The sequence below is a fragment of the Acidovorax sp. BL-A-41-H1 genome (assembly GCF_051942715.1).
The window spans coordinates 1,099,842-1,115,234 of sequence record NZ_JBPVJQ010000006.1; the positions used below are offsets into that span (position 1 = coordinate 1,099,842).

17 protein-coding genes are annotated in these 15,393 nt (G+C 68.3%); 7 read left to right on the forward strand and 10 right to left on the reverse strand.

Annotation, left to right across the window (positions count from 1 at the left end; translation table 11 throughout):
- Positions 1-112: 112 nt before the first annotated feature.
- The 8 genes from ACTPOI_RS18275 to ACTPOI_RS18310 all read right to left on the reverse strand — a co-directional run bounded on the left by ACTPOI_RS18275 (position 113) and on the right by ACTPOI_RS18310 (position 6,291).
- Complete coding sequence (locus tag ACTPOI_RS18275; protein WP_440111337.1) at positions 113-541, reverse strand: copper-binding protein; 429 nt, start codon at positions 539-541, stop codon at positions 113-115.
- On the reverse strand, positions 538-1,059 hold the full coding sequence (locus tag ACTPOI_RS18280; protein ID WP_440111339.1) for a DUF411 domain-containing protein: 522 nt from the start codon (positions 1,057-1,059) through the stop codon (positions 538-540). The genes ACTPOI_RS18275 and ACTPOI_RS18280 overlap by 4 nt, the downstream gene beginning before the upstream one ends.
- 48 nt (positions 1,060-1,107) lie before the next feature.
- Entirely contained in the window at positions 1,108-1,602 is a 495-nt protein-coding gene (locus ACTPOI_RS18285) for a cupredoxin domain-containing protein (RefSeq protein WP_440111341.1), read from the reverse strand.
- A 14-nt stretch (positions 1,603-1,616) separates the two neighbouring features.
- Positions 1,617-2,999 (reverse strand): multicopper oxidase family protein, encoded by a 1,383-nt coding sequence (locus ACTPOI_RS18290; protein WP_440111343.1) that lies wholly within the window; start codon positions 2,997-2,999, stop codon positions 1,617-1,619.
- 1 nt (position 3,000) lies between these two features.
- Positions 3,001-4,470 carry a TolC family protein gene (locus ACTPOI_RS18295; RefSeq protein ID WP_440111345.1) on the reverse strand — a complete coding sequence of 490 codons (1,470 nt, stop codon included), beginning with the start codon at positions 4,468-4,470 and terminating at the stop codon, positions 3,001-3,003.
- Positions 4,467-4,994 carry a hypothetical protein gene (locus tag ACTPOI_RS18300; protein ID WP_440111347.1) on the reverse strand — a complete coding sequence of 176 codons (528 nt, stop codon included), beginning with the start codon at positions 4,992-4,994 and terminating at the stop codon, positions 4,467-4,469. Before ACTPOI_RS18300 ends, ACTPOI_RS18295 begins: the two co-directional genes overlap by 4 nt.
- Positions 4,995-5,091: 97 nt before the next feature.
- Complete coding sequence (locus tag ACTPOI_RS18305; protein WP_440111349.1) at positions 5,092-5,583, reverse strand: hypothetical protein; 492 nt, start codon at positions 5,581-5,583, stop codon at positions 5,092-5,094.
- 60 nt (positions 5,584-5,643) lie between these two features.
- The gene (locus tag ACTPOI_RS18310) at positions 5,644-6,291 is read right to left on the reverse strand and encodes a YitT family protein (protein ID WP_440111351.1); all 648 of its coding nucleotides are present in this window, start codon (positions 6,289-6,291) and stop codon (positions 5,644-5,646) included.
- Between the two features lie 340 nt (positions 6,292-6,631).
- Here ACTPOI_RS18310 and ACTPOI_RS18315 point away from each other — a divergent pair, with 340 nt between their 5' ends.
- The 4 genes from ACTPOI_RS18315 to ACTPOI_RS18330 are packed head-to-tail and all read left to right on the forward strand — an operon-like array spanning position 6,632 to position 11,182.
- On the forward strand, positions 6,632-7,414 hold the full coding sequence (locus tag ACTPOI_RS18315) for a DUF3348 family protein (protein WP_440111353.1): 783 nt from the start codon (positions 6,632-6,634) through the stop codon (positions 7,412-7,414).
- Complete coding sequence (locus ACTPOI_RS18320; protein WP_440111355.1) at positions 7,411-9,837, forward strand: DUF802 domain-containing protein; 2,427 nt, start codon at positions 7,411-7,413, stop codon at positions 9,835-9,837. Before ACTPOI_RS18315 ends, ACTPOI_RS18320 begins: the two co-directional genes overlap by 4 nt.
- The gene (locus ACTPOI_RS18325) at positions 9,837-10,499 is read left to right on the forward strand and encodes an OmpA family protein (protein ID WP_440111357.1); all 663 of its coding nucleotides are present in this window, start codon (positions 9,837-9,839) and stop codon (positions 10,497-10,499) included. The genes ACTPOI_RS18320 and ACTPOI_RS18325 overlap by 1 nt, the downstream gene beginning before the upstream one ends.
- Positions 10,496-11,182 carry a DUF2894 domain-containing protein gene (locus tag ACTPOI_RS18330; RefSeq protein ID WP_440111359.1) on the forward strand — a complete coding sequence of 229 codons (687 nt, stop codon included), beginning with the start codon at positions 10,496-10,498 and terminating at the stop codon, positions 11,180-11,182. Before ACTPOI_RS18325 ends, ACTPOI_RS18330 begins: the two co-directional genes overlap by 4 nt.
- 71 nt (positions 11,183-11,253) lie before the next feature.
- Here ACTPOI_RS18330 and ACTPOI_RS18335 read toward each other — a convergent pair whose 3' ends face one another.
- Together ACTPOI_RS18335 and ACTPOI_RS18340 are read right to left on the reverse strand one after the other, a co-directional pair.
- A complete protein-coding gene (locus tag ACTPOI_RS18335; protein ID WP_440111361.1) occupies positions 11,254-12,066 on the reverse strand; it encodes an EAL domain-containing protein in 813 nt (270 codons plus the stop codon).
- Positions 12,067-12,150: 84 nt separating this feature from the next.
- Positions 12,151-12,804: a cation transporter gene (locus ACTPOI_RS18340; protein WP_440111363.1), complete on the reverse strand. Its 654-nt coding sequence runs from the start codon at positions 12,802-12,804 to the stop codon at positions 12,151-12,153.
- Positions 12,805-12,870: 66 nt separating this feature from the next.
- Here ACTPOI_RS18340 and ACTPOI_RS18345 point away from each other — a divergent pair, with 66 nt between their 5' ends.
- The 3 genes from ACTPOI_RS18345 (at position 12,871) to ACTPOI_RS18355 (ending at position 15,347) form a co-directional block, all read left to right on the forward strand.
- Positions 12,871-13,335: a Cd(II)/Pb(II)-responsive transcriptional regulator gene (locus ACTPOI_RS18345; protein WP_440111365.1), complete on the forward strand. Its 465-nt coding sequence runs from the start codon at positions 12,871-12,873 to the stop codon at positions 13,333-13,335.
- A gap of 173 nt (positions 13,336-13,508) precedes the next feature.
- Positions 13,509-14,309, forward strand: coding sequence for an MlaE family ABC transporter permease (locus ACTPOI_RS18350; protein WP_440111367.1), 801 nt, complete (start codon positions 13,509-13,511; stop codon positions 14,307-14,309).
- Positions 14,310-14,330: 21 nt separating this feature from the next.
- A complete protein-coding gene (locus ACTPOI_RS18355) occupies positions 14,331-15,347 on the forward strand; it encodes an MlaD family protein (protein ID WP_440111369.1) in 1,017 nt (338 codons plus the stop codon).
- Positions 15,348-15,393: the final 46 nt, after the last annotated feature.

Sequence of the window (15,393 nt, forward strand, 5' to 3'; positions counted from 1 at the left end):
GTGCCGGCCTACGTCCGGGGCTGTACAGGCCGCCACGTCATGGCGCCGCCAGCATGGCCCGTCAATGCGCAGCCCCTGGCTGCTCACAGCGGCGGGCCAGACTTTCAATGCGTCAGGGCGCCGGTTCCACCCGCGTCAGCACATAAGCACCCTGCTGCTGCTCGGCCCGAAAGCGCAGCTTGGCGCCGGGCGTGATGGCGGCTGCATTCGTGGTGTCCTTCACCACGAACACCATGGTCATGGGCGGCATGTCCAGGTTCTTGATGGGGCCGTGGCGCAGCGTGACCTTGCTGGTGCGCGGGTCCCAGCGCACCACTTCGCCTTCGCTCAGGTCTGCGGCAGAGGTTGCAGGTGCCGTGGCTGCAGCCGGCGCTGCGGGTACTGCGGCAGGCGCGGCGGCCGGTGCGGTTTGTGCCAGCACCGCCGCAGGGCCCAGCAGGCCCGCCAGCACCAGGGCCATGGCTGTGTTGCGGGCGCTTGCTGTGTAAAGCCCGCGTTGTGCCAGGCCTGTCATGGAAGCGGGGAGGGGATGTTGATTCATGTCGATACCTTGCCGTTGTGGCCCTTGAAGATGCGGGTGCTGCCGTCGCGGGCGACCAGCAGCACATCGTAGGGGTCGCGGCGGTTGCCGTAGGCCGGGCCATCCATGCCGGGCGAGCCAATCGGCATGCCCGGCACAGCCAGGCCCAGGGCCTTCGGCTTTTGCTGCAGCAGTGCGCGCACGTCGTTGGCGGGCACATGCCCTTCAATCAGGTAGCCGCCTACCAGCGCGGTGTGGCACGAGCCCAGCTTTTGCGGCAAGCCCAGGCGGGCGCGCACGGCGTTGTTGCCGGTGTCATGCACTTTCACGGTAAAGCCTGCGGCTTCCATGTGCAGCACCCAGTCGTGGCAGCAGCCGCAGTTGGGGTCTTTCCACACTTCGAGCGGCGTGCCGGCAGCGGCGCGCGCAAGGCCTGGCATCGCCAGCGCGATGCCTGCCAGGGGCAGGGCGGCCAGCAGCGTGCGGCGGTCGATGACGGTGGCCCTGGCAGAGGCAGTGGAGGGGGTGGTGTTCAGCATGTGGTGTCCTTGGTTCAAGCTCAGTGCGATCCCGGTACAGCCGCGCGCTCAGGGCTTGCGCGGCACCACGGTGATGGTGCCGGTCATGCCGGCTTCGAAATGGCCGGGGATCAGGCAGGCAAAGTCAAAGCTGCCTGCCCGGTTGAACTGCCACACCACGTCACCCTGGCCGCCGGGGCGCACATGCGCCATGTAGGGCTCGTCGTGTTCCATCGCCGGAAACTTCTTCATCATCTCGGCGTGCTGGGCGAGTTCTGCCTTGGTGCCAATCACGATCTCGTGCAGCACCTTGCCCTTGTTCTGCGCGCGCAGGCGCACGGTTTCGCCCTCTTGCACCGTGATCGCGCTGGGCGCAAAGCGCATGTCGTCGGTCATGCTCACGGTGATGGTCCGGCGCACGTTCTTCGCGTCGCCGGCAATGCCCCACTCCTTTTGCTCCTTGACCACGGGGCCTTTGGCCGCGTGGTGGGCGTTTTCATGGGCAAAAGCGGCTGTAGCGCTTGTTGCAATTGCCAGTGTTGCTATGAATTTAATAGTTTTCATGATTCTCTCCGATATCAGTGCTGGTGGCCGCTGGCTGCGGGCTTGCGTACGGTGGCGGCGCCGGGTGCCGTGCCCGGGCTCTGGGTGCGCGCAGGGCGCGGCGTTGCGGCCGGTGCGCCCTGCCATTCAAAGGCCACGGTTCCGGCGGGTGCTTTGTAGTCGCCAGGGTCGCGGTAGTCGCCTGCGGGCTGGTTGGCGCGTACCTTGAAGGTCGTGAACATGCCGCCCATTTCCAGCGGGCCGTAGGGACCGGTGCCGGTCATCATGGGGAAGGTGTTGTCGGGCAGGGGCATCTCCATGGCACCCATGTCGGCCATGCCGCGCTCGCCCATCACCATGTAGTCGGGCACGATCTTCTGGATCTTGCCGACCAGGCCGCGGTGGTCGACGCCGATCATGGTGGGCACGTCGTGCCCCATGGCACCCATGGTGTGGTGGCTCTTGTGGCAGTGCAGTGCCCAGTCGCCAGGCTCGTCGGCAATGAAGTCCATCTGCCGCATCTGGCCCACCGCCACGTCGGTGGTTACCTCGGGCCAGCGGGCGCTTTTTGGCACGGGGCCGCCGTCGGTGCCGGTCACCTCAAACTCGTGCCCGTGGATGTGGATGGGGTGGTTCGTCATGGTGAGGTTGCCCACGCGGATGCGCACGCGTTCGCCCTGCCGCGCCACCAGCGGGCTGATGGCCGGGAACACGCGGCTGTTCCAGCACCAGATGTTGTGGTCCAGCATGGTGTTGACCTTGGGGGTCATGCTGCCGGGTTCCACATCGAAGGCGTTGAGCAAAAAGGCGTAGTCGCGCTGCACCTTGGCGATGTGCGGGTGGTTGCCCTTGGGGTGGGTGATCCACAAGCCCATCATGCCCATGGCCATCTGCACCATTTCGTCGGCGTGCGGGTGGTACATGAAGGTGCCGGGGCGGCGTGCCTCGAACTCGTACACAAAGGTCTTGCCCGAGGGGATCGCAGGCTGGTTCAAGCCGCCCACGCCGTCCATGCCGTTGGGCAGGCGCTGGCCGTGCCAGTGGATGGTGGTGTGCTCGGGCAGCCGGTTGGTGACGAAGATGCGCACGCGGTCGCCTTCGACGACCTCGATGGTGGGGCCTGGGCTCTGGCCGTTGTAGCCCCACATGTTGACCATAAAGCCGGGTGCCACCTCGCGCACCACGGGCTCGGCCACCAGGTGGAATTCCTTGACGCCGGCGTTCATGCGCCAGGGTGCTGTCCAGCCGTTGAGGGTGACCACGGGGTTGTAGGGACGCCCGGTGGCGGGCTGCAGCGGTGGTGCGGTGTCGGCGCTGGTCTGCGTGACGGGCTCGGGCAGCGCGGCCATGGCGACGCGGCTGACGGAGGCTGCGGCCACGGCTGTGGCAGCGCCGGTGAAAAAGTGGCGTCTTTGCATGTCAGTGGCCTTTGGGAGATGGGGTTGCGGCACCGCCGGATGCGGGGGCACCGAGCGCGCCTGCGGCGTTGCCGGGCGACGTGCCCGTCAGGGCCAGCTGCAGGTCGGTCTCGGCCAGCCAGAAGTCGCGCTGTGCCTCGATGGCGTTAGCCACGGCCTGCGTGCTGTTGCGGGCTTCGGCCAGCATGTCCCACACGCTGGCCAGCATGCCGTTGTAGCGCAGCGTGGTCTCGTCGCTGATGAACTGGCGCAGGGGCACCACCTCGCTTTGCTGCTGGCGCGCCAGGTCGAGCGCGGTGCGGTAGGTGAGCCAGGCGCTGCGCACCTCGCTGCGGGCGCGCACAGCGGTGTCCTGCAGTTCGGCAGCGGCTTGCTCTACCTCAGCCTGGGCGCGGGTGCGGGCGGCGCCGCCCCAGTCAAACAGGGGCAGGGGCAGCTCCAGTTCCCACCCGCGGGTGATGTCGCGGTGGCTGCCATCGCGCTCGGTCGCGGTGTTGCGGCTGTAAGCCAGGCCGATGTCGCCAAACACGGCACCCGCGCGGCTCCAGCCCCGGCGTACGGCCTGCGTGTCGAGCTGGCGTCGGGCAGCCTGCACATCCAGCCGCTCGCGCAGGGCGGTGGCTTCGATGCCGTCGGCCGGCAGCGCGGTGGCGGGCAGGGCGGGCAGCTGGGCGGCCAGCTTGTACTGGGCCTGTGCACCCCACACGCCCATGCGGCGGTTCAGTTCCTCTCGGGCGGTGGCGGCAGCCAGGCGGGCGCGGGCGCGCTGGCCGTGGGCCTCGTGCAGCACGGCCTGCTCGCGGGCCAGTTGCAGGCGGCTCCAGTTGCCCACGCTGGCCATGCGGCGGGCCAGCTCGGCGCCGGCCTCGGCGGCTTCCACCATGCGCTCATGCGTGGCGGCTACCTGTTCTGCCGCCACGGCGCGCAGCCAGGCGCGGCGCGTGTCGGCGGCCAGCGTCACCACATCCTGCGCAGCTTGCACGGTGGCAATCTGCAGGCGCTCTGCCTGGCGCTCGGTACGCCAGGGCAGGGTGACGAGGTCCAGCAGACTGAAGGCCAGGGTGCGTTCGATCTCGCGCTCGTGGCTGTTGGCAAAGCGCCCCAGGCTCAGGTGCGGGTTGGGCAGCGTGATGGCCTGCACGCGCTCGGCATCGGCCACGCCCAGCGCGGCCAGCCGTGCCTGCAGGCCAGGGTTGTTGAGCAGGGCAATGCGCACGGCGGCGTCGTGCGTCAGCGGCTCGGCCAGCCAGCGCTGGATGGATTCCTGCGCCTTGGCGCGCGTGGCGGCGTCAGTGGCGGGCAGCGCGGCCTGTACACCGGCCGTGCGCTGGGCCGTGAGCTGGGCCACATCGCCGCGCAGCCCATCGGGTGACACGCTCGCACAGCCTGCCAGCACGGCGGCCGCTGCCAGCAGCGACAGGCGCATGCTCTGGTGCCGCACCTGCGGCGATAGGGTGGGGGCGCGGCTCATGGCTTGCTCCCGGAAGGCGGGTGGCCGCTATGGCCGTGGTGGTGCATGGGCGTGGCGGGCTTGGTGTCGTGCGCCTTGGGCGAGTGGCCCTGGTGGTGCCCGGAATGGGCCTTTGCGCCCGCGGCATTGGTGCCATGGTTGCCATGACTGCTGTGACCGCCACCCGAGGCGGCGGGGGCCTGCATCGGCTGCGCCGCCGTCGTGCCCGGCGGGGCCGCATTGCGGGCCTCCCAGGCCACGATGTCTGCATGGCCCCGTGGGAAGGCGGCCACCGCACCGTGCGCGTCGCGCCAGGATGTTGCGGTGGGGGCGGCTTCAGCCAGCGGAGGCTGCGGGGCGATGGCCTGATAGGCCAGCGGCGTGGTGGGCGCGCTGGGCAGGGACGCGTCTGCTGACGCGGAAGGCGGGGCGCCGGTGGCTGGCGGCTGGTTGCTCTGGGCCAGCACTGCGGCTGGCGATGCCAGCAACAGTGCAGCCAGCAGGTTCAGCGAGTGAAACCGGGCGTGGAAACGTGGGGCGCGCATGGCGATCTCCGGACAAGAAACGAGGCATTGCGCTGCCGCCCGGAGCGACCTGTGAGGGAGCTCCAGACAAAGGCAGACGCACTTCGGGCGTCAGAGATCAGGCGATGGGTGGCTCGAAGGCCAGCGCGGCTGGGGCGCTGTGGAATTGCGCGCTGGTGTCGGGCAGCAGCGTGCCCGTGCGGGCGGGGGTGCCGGCCTGGACCAGCGGCAGGGCGAGCATGGCCGAGTGGCAGATTTCGCAGACCGAACAGGTGCTCTCGCCCGGGTGGTGGCTGCCCGCCATGTGCATTGCACCGGCACTGGCACAACCGGCGTGGTCGGCGCCGTGGCAAGGTACCTTTGCGGTGTGGCTGTCATGCGCTTGTGCCCCAGGGTGCACGCCACCCTCGTGCCGGTGTTCCTGTGCATGCGTGTGCTCGCCGGCATGCGCAGCCATCTGGTGCGCGATGCTGGGGGCATGCACTGCAGTGAATACGGCACCCGGGCTGACGGGCTGCAGGGGCGTGATGACGCCCGCAGCCATGGCGGTACCGGTGAGGCCACGCAGGACCAGCACCAGCATCATCAGGATGTAAAAACCGCGCCGCATGGGTTGAATGATACGGGGCGCCGGCCGAAGGTTCCATTCCAGCAGATGCAGCCCTGCCGGTCACACGGCCATGTAACGGCCTGGGCGGTGGTTCATGGCCAGCACCAGATTGAGCGCCACCGCACCCGCTATCGACCATGCCACGCGCACTGGCTCCACCGTGAACAGCGCCAGCAGCACGATGCAGCAGTCCACCGCCATCTGCACCTTGCCGGCCCGCCAGCCATAGCGGTCTTGCAGGTACAGGGCCGCAATGCCCACGCCCCCCAGGCTGCAACGGTGGCGAAACAGCACCAGAAAGCCGGTGCCCGTGATCAGACCGCCCGCCACTGCGGCGTACAGCGGTTGCAGCTGTGCCAGCTGCAAAAACTGTGACTGCAGTTCTGCCAGTACCGACAGCAGCAGCACGGCGGCAAAGGTCTTGAGGGTGAACGCGCGGCCCATTTTTCGCCATGCCAGCCAGTAAAACGGCAGGTTCAGCACGAAAAAGATCTTTCCGAAACCGATACCCGTGGCGTAGTGCAGCAGGAACGCCAGCCCGGCCGTGCCGCCGGTCAGCAGCCCGGCGCTAGTGAAAAACACGATGCCCACCGAGATCAGCAACACCCCGGTGAAGATCGCCACGGCGTCTTCCGTGAGCGTGTGGGGCACCCCTGGCGCGGCGGACTGGGGCGCCACAGCGGCGGGAACGGTGGTGGAGCGGGACATGGCAGGGGCGGGCAAGTGCTTGGTTTGGGGGGCACGGGTCTGGTCGGTGCCTGTCAAGGTCTTACGGGGGCGATTGCACCACGCGCCGGGTTCCCTGGGCTTGTCCGGGATCAATGTCGGCCGCCTGCTGCGCTTGCGCAAGTGCATTTTTATCGTTTCTGACGGTGGCTGAGGTCGCTTTGCCCCAAGCACTTGCTCATCCGGTTACAGATGCGCATCGCCGGCTGCGAGAGCCGGTCGGGCTTCCTGCGAAAATAGCGGGCTTTGCCTTTCGGGGACCCGATCCCTGCCGCGAGCGCGTTCCAGCCAGGAACGCCCGCGCGGGCCGGGCCATTACGGGATGAATCTGCACAGCCACCACCGCCTTCACAGCTCCGCGCTGGTTCGACTGCTCCAGCAATGGATGCCAGCCGCGCAGGGCCGCGCGCGCCGCGAGGTGGATGTGGGTGAAGAGCTCAGCCAGTGGCTCAGCACCGTGGATGCCGTCACGCTCAGCCGGGCCGTGCGGGCGACGGAAGATGTGGTGCCGACAAGCGTCCTCGAAGACACAGGCTCCGCAGCGTTGCGGCAGCTGGCGCAGCTGGTCACCACCGCACGGGCCGAACTGACAGCGCTGGTTGAGGGGCGTCCGGCCGCTGGCAGGCCGCAGCGCTCGCGGGCCGACAACACGCCGACGGACCCGCCGGACCCCACCGCCGAGGCGGAGTTTGCACCCCATGGCGCCCGCTACCTGTCCGCACAAAAGCAGATCGAGGCCCGCACGGCGGTGGTGCGCGCGCAGGTGCGCAGCGGCGTTGCAAGCGCTGCGCCTGGCGCCTCCCCACTGGCCGCGCTGGACGCCGTGATGGAGCAGGTGATGGCGCCGCGCGAGCAACGGCTGTGGGCCACGCTGGCTGGGCACCTTGAGCGGCGCATGGCCCACCGCCGCCAGCTGCACGAAGACATGCTGGCCGCCACCGGCAGCGTGGACGACCCCGCGCGCTGGAAGCAGCCTGGTGGCTGGCTGCACGCATTTGAACGCGACCTGCAGGCGCTGCTGCAGGCAGAACTTGACGTACGCCTGCAGCCCGTGATGGGCTTGCTGGAGGCGGCGCAGCACAAGAACAAGGAACTGACGGAATGAAAAACAGCTGGATGACAGGTGTGTTTGCAGTGGGCCTGGCCGTGGTGGGATGGGTGGCCTGGGGGTTTGTGGGCATCAGCCCGCTGGCGCTGGCCATGACGGCGGTGATCGCGGGTGTGTATGTGCTGGGTGCGGTGGAGCTGATGCAGTTTCGCGCCGCCACCCGGTCGCTGGCCGGTGCGTTGTCGGCGCTGCCGGATTCAGCTGCGGGCCTGGATGCGTGGTCGCAAGGCCTGCATGCCAGCGTGCGCGGCCCCGTGCTGCGCCGCATTGATGGCGAGCGCGCTGCCTTGCCAGGCCCGGCGCTCACGCCGTATCTGGTGGGCCTTCTCGTCATGCTGGGCATGCTGGGCACTTTTCTGGGCATGGTGGTCACCTTTAACGGCGCCGTGGTGGCGCTAGAGGCATCAACGCAGCTCGAATCCATCCGGGCCGCGCTGGCGGCACCCATCAAGGGGCTGGGGCTGTCGTTCGGCACATCCGTGGCCGGGGTGGCTGCGTCGGCCATGCTGGGCCTGATGTCGGCTCTGGCCCGGCGCGAGCGCATGGCCGCCGTGCGCCTGCTGGATGGCCATATTGCCAAGGCGCTGCGGCCGTTTTCGGGCGCGCAGCGACGCGATGCCATGCTGGAAGCCCTGCAGGCGCAGGCGGGCGCGCTGCCGCTGATCGCCGAGCGCCTGGAGGCCCTGGCCAGCGGGATCGAGCGCCGGCACGAGCAGCTTGATGCCCAACTGCTGGCCCGTAGCGATGCGTTCCACCGCGACGCGGCCGGCGCCTACACCGCGCTGGCTGCCGCCGTTGGCGCTTCGCTGCAGGACAACCTCAAAGCCGGCGCAGTGGCCGCGGGCGACATCGTTCGGCCCGTGGTCGAGCGCGCCATGCTCGCGCTGACCGAGCAGGCCGCGCAGTCGCACGCGCGCCTGGATGCCGCCACCGAAACCCATCTGCGCGCCCTGGGCGCGCAATGGGAGGCTGCCACGCGCGAAGTGTCGGCCACCTGGACGGGTGCATTGCGCATGCATGAACAGACGCAGGGCGCCATGCTGTCGCAGCTGGACCATGCGCTGCAGACCGTGACGCAATCGTTTGCGCAGCGGTCCGATGCGCTGCTGGCGGCGGTGCATGAAGTCACCGTGCAGTCGGCCCAGGCACAGGCCGCTGCCGACGGGCAGCGCCTGGCCCGTTGGGCCGAGTCGCTGAACGCAATGACGGGCAGCGTGACGGCGCAGTGGGAGCATGCAGGTGCGCAGGCCGCGCAGCAGCAGCGCGACGTGGCGCAGGCCTTGCAGGCGGCGGCCAGCCAACTCGATACCGCGCTGCAGACCACTGCACACGGGTTTGACGCACGCACCGCGGCCATGCTGCAGGCCCTGCAAGACACCTCCGAGCACACTCGCCAGGCCCAGGCTCAGGCCGATCGCGAACGGGTGGATCAGTGGAACGCATCCATGGCGGGAATGGCCGCCACGCTGGCCGAGCAGTGGCAGCGTGCGGCTGCGGAAACCGTGCAGCAGCAGCAGGCCGTGGGCCAGGCCCTGGCCGATACGGCAGACCGTATCAGCCAGCGTGTGGACCAGCAGCTGGAACACACCCTGGGCGGCGCGGCCCGCCTGCTGGAGCAATCTGAAGCGCTGGTACAGGTCCGCACCGAGGCCGAGGCCGACTGGCTGCAGGCGCAGGGGCAGCGCATGGATTCGCTGGCGGCCATATGGCAAGGCGAGCTGGCCGCCCTGCGCGATCAGGAGGCCGAGCGAGGCCAGGCGGCGGTGGAGCGGCTTGACGCCCTGCAGGCTGCCGTGGCCGTACACCTGCAGAACCTGGGCGCGGCGCTGGAGGCACCGCTCACGCGGCTGTTGCAGACCGCATCTGAAGTGCCGCAAGCGGCAGCGGGCGTGATCACGCAGCTGCGCCAGGAGATGTCGCGGCTGTCCGAGCGCGATACGCAGGCCCTGGCCGAGCGCACCGCCATGTCCGGGCAGCTGGGGCAGCTGCTCGAAGCAGTGGGCCAGGCTGCAGACCGGCAGGGCGCAGCGATTGAAACCATGGTGGGCTCGGCCGCGCAGGTGCTGGAGCAGGCCACCGCGCAGTTCGCAACCGTGCTGGATGCGCAGGCCGCCAAGGCCGACGGCGCCGCGGCCCATGTGGCCGCTAGTGCGGTGGAGCTGTCGAGTCTGGGCGAATCGTTTGCGCACGGCGTGGCGCTGTTCACCGACAGCAACGATCGGCTCATGCAGGGGCTGGGCCGCATCGAATCGGCGCTGGGCCAGTCGATGGCGCGCAGCGACGAGCAGCTGGCCTACTACGTGGCCCAGGCGCGTGAGGTCATCGACCTGAGCATGACATCGCAGCAGGCCATTGTGGAAGACCTGCGCAGGTTGCACGCGGCGCAGACGCGCACGGTGGCCGTGGCCGAGGCAGCGTGATGGCGGTGCTGGACGACGACATGGACGATGGCGCTGGCGAACTGACCGCGCCGGTGTGGGCCGTGTTCGGTGACCTGATGGCGGGCCTGCTCGGCTGCTTTGTGCTGATCCTGGTGGGTGTGCTGGTGGTCCAGATCGATCTGGTGGCCAGCCTCAAGCAGGAGGTGGAAAAGCGCCAGCAGGAAGAGCAGCGCCGCATGGCGCTCGAGAAAGCCCTGGCCGTGCCCCTGGCCAGTGGCCGGGTCACCGTGAACAACGGGCGCATCGGCATCAGCGGCAGCGTGCTGTTTGCCGCGGGCTCCGACGAGCTACGGCCCGAAGGGCGCCAGCTGCTGAAGACGCTGGTGCAGCCGCTGCAGGTGTACCTGCGCGAGCGCGACGAGATGCTGATGGTCAGCGGCTTTACCGACAACACCACCCTGCTGCGGGGCAGCCAGCAGCGATTTGCCGACAACCTGGAGCTGTCTGCCCAGCGTGCGCTCACGGTGGCCAGGGCGTTGATTGATGCGGGCATGCCGTCGTCGCAGGTGTTTGCTGCGGCTTTCGGGGCCGAGCAGCCCGTGGCCGACAACGCCAACGAACAGGGCCGTGCCCAGAACCGGCGCGTGGAAATGGCGCCTGTGGCGCGCTCGCCGCAGAGTTCTGCAGGCCCCCTGCGATGAACGCTGACGTGTTGCCGGTACCCCAGACGCTGCCTGAAACGGGCGCGCTGGAGGTCTTGCGCAGCCAGGGCCTGGACCGGTACGCGCCAGTGCGCTTTCGGTACCTGGAGGCACTGGCGACTCGCATGGACGGGCAACCCGAACCGGTGCGGCAACTGTTAGCGCAGCGGCTGGACGCCGCGCTGGCGGCTTATGTCACCAGGGCCCGTGCGGAAAGCGAAGGCGGCACGTCCGGAGTGACTGAGCCTTGGGCAGTTTCCGGCGGCGCGCCTGCCTCCGCGGCAGCAATGCCCGCCGTGGCAGCCCTGGCGCAGCTCAACCGCGACATGGGCGCGCCCCGGCTGGTAGCGGGCAATGCCATGGGCAGCGCGCTGCAAGCCGAAGCCGATGCCTTGGCCCCCCGCGACCTGCGCAGCGTGCGCCAGTTCAGCACCACGCTGGCGCGCATCGCGGCAGAGAAGAAAGTGGCGAAAGCCGTGGCTCGGGGGCCGCAGAACGCCGGCCCGCTGAATGCCCACCGGCTGGTGGTGCAGGCGCTGGCTGCGATGCAGGCCGTGTCGCCGGACTATTTGCAGCGCTTTCTGGTTCACGCGGAAACCTTGCTGTGGGTGGAGCAGGCGCACCAGCAGGCGCGTCGTACACGCCCGCCCGCCCGCGGGCGCGGTGCGCAGGCGGGGCGTTAGCCGCACGGCGCTGGCCGGGGCTCGTGCGGCCGTTGCCCGTTTCCCCGTCGTCCGCGCACAGGGGAGACGGATCAGCGGCTTGCGTGGAGCGTGGCGGGGTCCAGCGCGGCCACTGCCTTGAATGCGGGCCTGGCAAACAGGTAACCCTGCATCAGGTGGATGCCCGCGTCGTACAGAAAATCGCGCTCTTGCGGCGATTCGATGCCTTCAGCAATCACCTGGATGCCCATGTCCTGGCACAGCACGACCATGCTGCGCACAATGGCCTGCCGCGCACGGCTGGTGTCCACGTTGCGGACCAGGTCCATGTCGATCTTGATGATGTCCGGCTGGAAATCGGACAGCAGTTTCAGTCCCGCGTAACCTGCGCCGAAATCATCGATGGCCGTCTTGAAGCCGCAGCTGCGGTAATGCCGCAGCACTGACGCGAACCACTTGCCATCCTCGATGCGCTCGCCCTCGGTCACTTCAAAAATGATGTTCTCGATCGGGAACGAGTGCGCGCGCGCTGCCTCCAGCGTGGTGCGGATGCAGACCTCGGGCTTGTAGATGGCGTTGGGCAAAAAATTGATCGAAATCGGCTGCTGCATCCCCAGCTCGCTAGCCCCCTTGATAGCCTTGACGCGGCAGGCCTGGTCAAAGCGGTAGCGGTTGAGGTCATTGACCTGCGACAGCACGGTGGGAGCGCCTTCGCCGTTGGGGCCGCGCACCAGCGCCTCGTGGGCAAACACCTCGTGCCGCGCCAGGTCGACGATGGGCTGGTAGGCATAGTCGAACTGGAAGCCCAGCCGCTCGGCGTTGGCGCAGTCGGTGCAGTCCTGCGATGTACCTTCGAGCGGGATGAAGTCCTGCGGAAAAGAGGGGTTGAAGAGAGGCACTTTCATGCCCCCATTCTGACGCCTTCCCGAGCGCCGCGGAAGAAGGGCGCGACCCGCACTGTCGGGGTTGGGACTGGCCGGTTCTCAAGCCTAACGCCCGCGTGGCTCGGCGGCGCAGCCCCTGGCTTCATCCGCCAGTTCCTCCCGCGCCTGTTGCACGATGCTGCAGCCACCCGTAATGGCCAGCGTGGCCATCACGGCGGCCACGGCCAGGTCGGGCCACGCGTTGCCGGTGCCGAACACACCGAGGGCCGCCACCATGACGGCCACGTTGCCCAGTGCGTCGTTGCGCGTGCACAGCCACACGCCGCGCATGTTGGAGTCCCCCTCGCGGTATGCGTATAGCAGACCGGCCACGCCCAGGTTGGCGGCCAATGCCAGCAGGCCTACGGCGCCCATGGTGAGGGGCTCGGGCGGCTGTCCCTGCCACAGGCCCCACACCACGCGCCCCACCACAAACACGCCGAACGCCAGCATGCTGGCGCCCTTGAGCAGCGCCGCCCGGGCGCGCCACGCCAGTGCCATGCCCAGCACCCACAGCGACAGGCCGTAGTTGGCAGCATCCCCCAGAAAGTCGATGGCGTCGGCCAGCAGCGATGCCGAGCCCGAACGCACGCCAGCGCCCAGCTCCAGCGCAAACATGAAGGCGTTGACGATGAGGGCGGCCCAAAGGATGCGACGGTAGCGCGGGTCGGCAGCGGCGCGGGCGCTGGGGGTTTCGTGATCGCAGCAGTGTGCAGACATGGTTTCTCTCGGGGAGTGGTTGCAATGGCATCATTGGAATCCTTGAAGCCACTTGAAGGTCAAGCCATGAATGTGACCCCTGCCATCCACCGCATCGGTGACGCTGCGCGCCTCTCGGGTGTGTCAACCGCCAACATCCGCTATTACGAAAAGGAAGGGTTGCTGCCCCCCGGGCTGCGCATGGAAAACAGCTATCGCCTGTATGGCCCGGACGACGTGCACCGCCTGCGCTTCATCCGACTGTGTCGCGCGATGGACATGTCGCTGCAGGAGGTACGCACGCTGCTGTCCCTCAAGCTCACACGCAAGGCCGACTGCGTGGCTGCGCGCGACACGCTGGACGAGCACCTGTCCCATGTGCGTACGCGGCTGGCCGAGTTGCAGGCGCTGGAGTCGGACCTGATGGCGCTGCGCAGCCGCTGCGATGGCTCGGACAGGCATTGCCACATCATCGAGGCCCTGCACGCCCGTGCCGATGCGGGCGCGCTGCCAGCCACCCCTGCCGCGGCTGGCGTCAAGCGGCATGTGTAGCGACAGCGGTTGTGTGAACAGCTGTTTCATCGCCGTCAATGCTTTCCGTCTGATGCTATTAAATATATAGCTATCAGGTATTGAATAACAAGCGCTACAGGCCATTTTGACCATGAAATGGCCTGTGGGATGCACCCAGGCCGCGGGGCCAAGGTCGCCGCTATGATCCGCCGATGATCTCGCGCCTACCCGGCTTGTCGCTGCCTGAAGTGCTGTGGCGCACCGCGCGCCGCTGGGTGCTGGCCTGGTGGCGCATCCTGTACCTGGGGGCGGTGGTGCTGGTGCTGGTGCTCTCACCCTCCAGCTACGGCCGCGGAACGCGCGGGGCGCTGGCCCGCCACATCTATCTGGACACCGCACCAGTGCTGGTCGGTTTCACGGCCCTGGCGGCGCTGCTCAGCCTGGTGCTCACACGCATCGTGGTGGTCACAGCGCTGAGCTACGGGCTGTCGCGCTACGCCCTGGAAATGGTGATCCGCGTGCTGGTGCTGGAGCTGATCCCGCTCACGGCTGCGCTGTTTGTGGCGATGCGCTGCACCATTCCCAACGGCACGCAGGTGGCCCGGCTGCGGCAGGCGGGCAACTTCGAGGCGCTGCGCCGCCATGGTGCCGACCCCGTGCGCGTAGAACTGCTGCCGCGCGTGATTGCTGGCGTGTTTGCCTGCGTCACGCTCGCTGCACTGAGCTGCGTGGTGGCGCTGGTGATGGCCTACCTCGGGGTGTTCGGCTTCAACCTGGCGGGCCTGCCCGGCTACACGCGCATGTTCGGGCAGGTGTTCACGCCCAGCGTCACGCTGCTTTTTGTCCTGAAAACGCTGTTTTTCAGCCTGGCTGTGGCGCTGATTCCCATGGCCGCCGGCCTGCATGGCGACGAGGGGCGCAGCATTGAAGGGTCCGAGCTGGGTGGCCTGGCCCGCATGTTTGCGGTGCTGCTGCTGATCGAGGTGGGATCGCTGATGGGCAACTATTACTGACACCGGCGGTACGCCGACTGCATGAACGAACCACACACAACCGACTCCTCCCGCCTGTCGCCTGAGTCTCTTCCCGGTGCTCCGGAGACGCTCCGCCCGGTCGCGCACCTGGAGCTCAAGGCGGCCGCGCTGATGCTGTTCACCTTGCTCCTGATCGCAGGATCTGGCCTGTACCTTCTGTACGCCCGCGGCGCCTTTGAGCCGACGCAGACCCTGGTGCTCACGGCGGATGACTCCGAAGGCGTGGTGGTGGGTATGGACATGACGTTCTCGGGCTTTCCCATCGGCCGCGTGCGCCGCATCGAGCTGGCCAACGAAGGCAATGCCCGCATCATTCTGGACGTGCCGCGCAAGGACGCGCACTGGCTGCGTGAGTCCAGCGTTTTCACCCTGGTGCGCGGCATCGTGGGGGGCACCAATATCCGTGCTTACAGCGGCATCCTGACCGATCCACCCTTGCCGGATGGCGCCGTACGGCCCGTGCTGCGCGGTGATGCCACGGCCGAGGTCCCGCAGCTCATGGCATCGGCCCGCGAGCTGCTGGGTAACCTCAACGCCCTGACCGCGCAGGATGCCGCCCTGGGTACCAGTCTGGCCAATGTGCGCGGGCTGACTGAGCGCCTGAACGCGCCCGGTGGCGCACTGGGCGTACTGATGGGCAACGAGGCCGACGCGCGCAAGATCGTGGTCACGCTCGACCGGACCAATGCCTTGCTGGCGCGGCTGGACGGCATGGCAGCCCGGGCAGACCGGCAGGTGTTTGGAGGGCCTTCCGGGCAGGACGCGCTGGTTCCCGAAGTACGCGCCACCGTGCTGCAGCTCAACGGCCTGCTGGCAGACACCCGCGCCAGCCTCAAGAAGGTGGACGCCGTGCTGCTCGAAGCCCAGGCCGTGGGCGCCAACGCGCGCGAGGCCACCAATGACCTGGGCACTCTGCGCGCCGAGGTCGAGAGCAACCTGCGCAAGGTGGAAAGCCTGGTCAACGAGATCAACCGCAAATGGCCGTTTGCGCGCGACACACAACTGAAGCTGCCATGACGACCGATGTATTCGCTCTGGTGCGCAGTCTTGCGCATCGCCCCGC

What these genes read in the sequence shown, in the direction of transcription:
- ACTPOI_RS18275 (WP_440111337.1), bottom strand. Translation starts at nt 541, where the DNA reads ATGAATCAACATCCCCTCCCCGCTTCCATGACAGGCCTGGCACAACGC.
- ACTPOI_RS18280 (WP_440111339.1), bottom strand. Translation starts at nt 1,059, where the DNA reads ATGCTGAACACCACCCCCTCCACTGCCTCTGCCAGGGCCACCGTCATC.
- ACTPOI_RS18285 (WP_440111341.1), bottom strand. Translation starts at nt 1,602, where the DNA reads ATGAAAACTATTAAATTCATAGCAACACTGGCAATTGCAACAAGCGCT.
- ACTPOI_RS18290 (WP_440111343.1), bottom strand. Translation starts at nt 2,999, where the DNA reads ATGCAAAGACGCCACTTTTTCACCGGCGCTGCCACAGCCGTGGCCGCA.
- ACTPOI_RS18295 (WP_440111345.1), bottom strand. Translation starts at nt 4,470, where the DNA reads ATGAGCCGCGCCCCCACCCTATCGCCGCAGGTGCGGCACCAGAGCATG.
- ACTPOI_RS18300 (WP_440111347.1), bottom strand. Translation starts at nt 4,994, where the DNA reads ATGCGCGCCCCACGTTTCCACGCCCGGTTTCACTCGCTGAACCTGCTG.
- ACTPOI_RS18305 (WP_440111349.1), bottom strand. Translation starts at nt 5,583, where the DNA reads ATGCGGCGCGGTTTTTACATCCTGATGATGCTGGTGCTGGTCCTGCGT.
- ACTPOI_RS18310 (WP_440111351.1), bottom strand. Translation starts at nt 6,291, where the DNA reads ATGTCCCGCTCCACCACCGTTCCCGCCGCTGTGGCGCCCCAGTCCGCC.
- ACTPOI_RS18315 (WP_440111353.1), top strand. Translation starts at nt 6,632, where the DNA reads ATGAATCTGCACAGCCACCACCGCCTTCACAGCTCCGCGCTGGTTCGA.
- ACTPOI_RS18320 (WP_440111355.1), top strand. Translation starts at nt 7,411, where the DNA reads ATGAAAAACAGCTGGATGACAGGTGTGTTTGCAGTGGGCCTGGCCGTG.
- ACTPOI_RS18325 (WP_440111357.1), top strand. Translation starts at nt 9,837, where the DNA reads ATGGCGGTGCTGGACGACGACATGGACGATGGCGCTGGCGAACTGACC.
- ACTPOI_RS18330 (WP_440111359.1), top strand. Translation starts at nt 10,496, where the DNA reads ATGAACGCTGACGTGTTGCCGGTACCCCAGACGCTGCCTGAAACGGGC.
- ACTPOI_RS18335 (WP_440111361.1), bottom strand. Translation starts at nt 12,066, where the DNA reads ATGAAAGTGCCTCTCTTCAACCCCTCTTTTCCGCAGGACTTCATCCCG.
- ACTPOI_RS18340 (WP_440111363.1), bottom strand. Translation starts at nt 12,804, where the DNA reads ATGTCTGCACACTGCTGCGATCACGAAACCCCCAGCGCCCGCGCCGCT.
- ACTPOI_RS18345 (WP_440111365.1), top strand. Translation starts at nt 12,871, where the DNA reads ATGAATGTGACCCCTGCCATCCACCGCATCGGTGACGCTGCGCGCCTC.
- ACTPOI_RS18350 (WP_440111367.1), top strand. Translation starts at nt 13,509, where the DNA reads ATGATCTCGCGCCTACCCGGCTTGTCGCTGCCTGAAGTGCTGTGGCGC.
- ACTPOI_RS18355 (WP_440111369.1), top strand. Translation starts at nt 14,331, where the DNA reads ATGAACGAACCACACACAACCGACTCCTCCCGCCTGTCGCCTGAGTCT.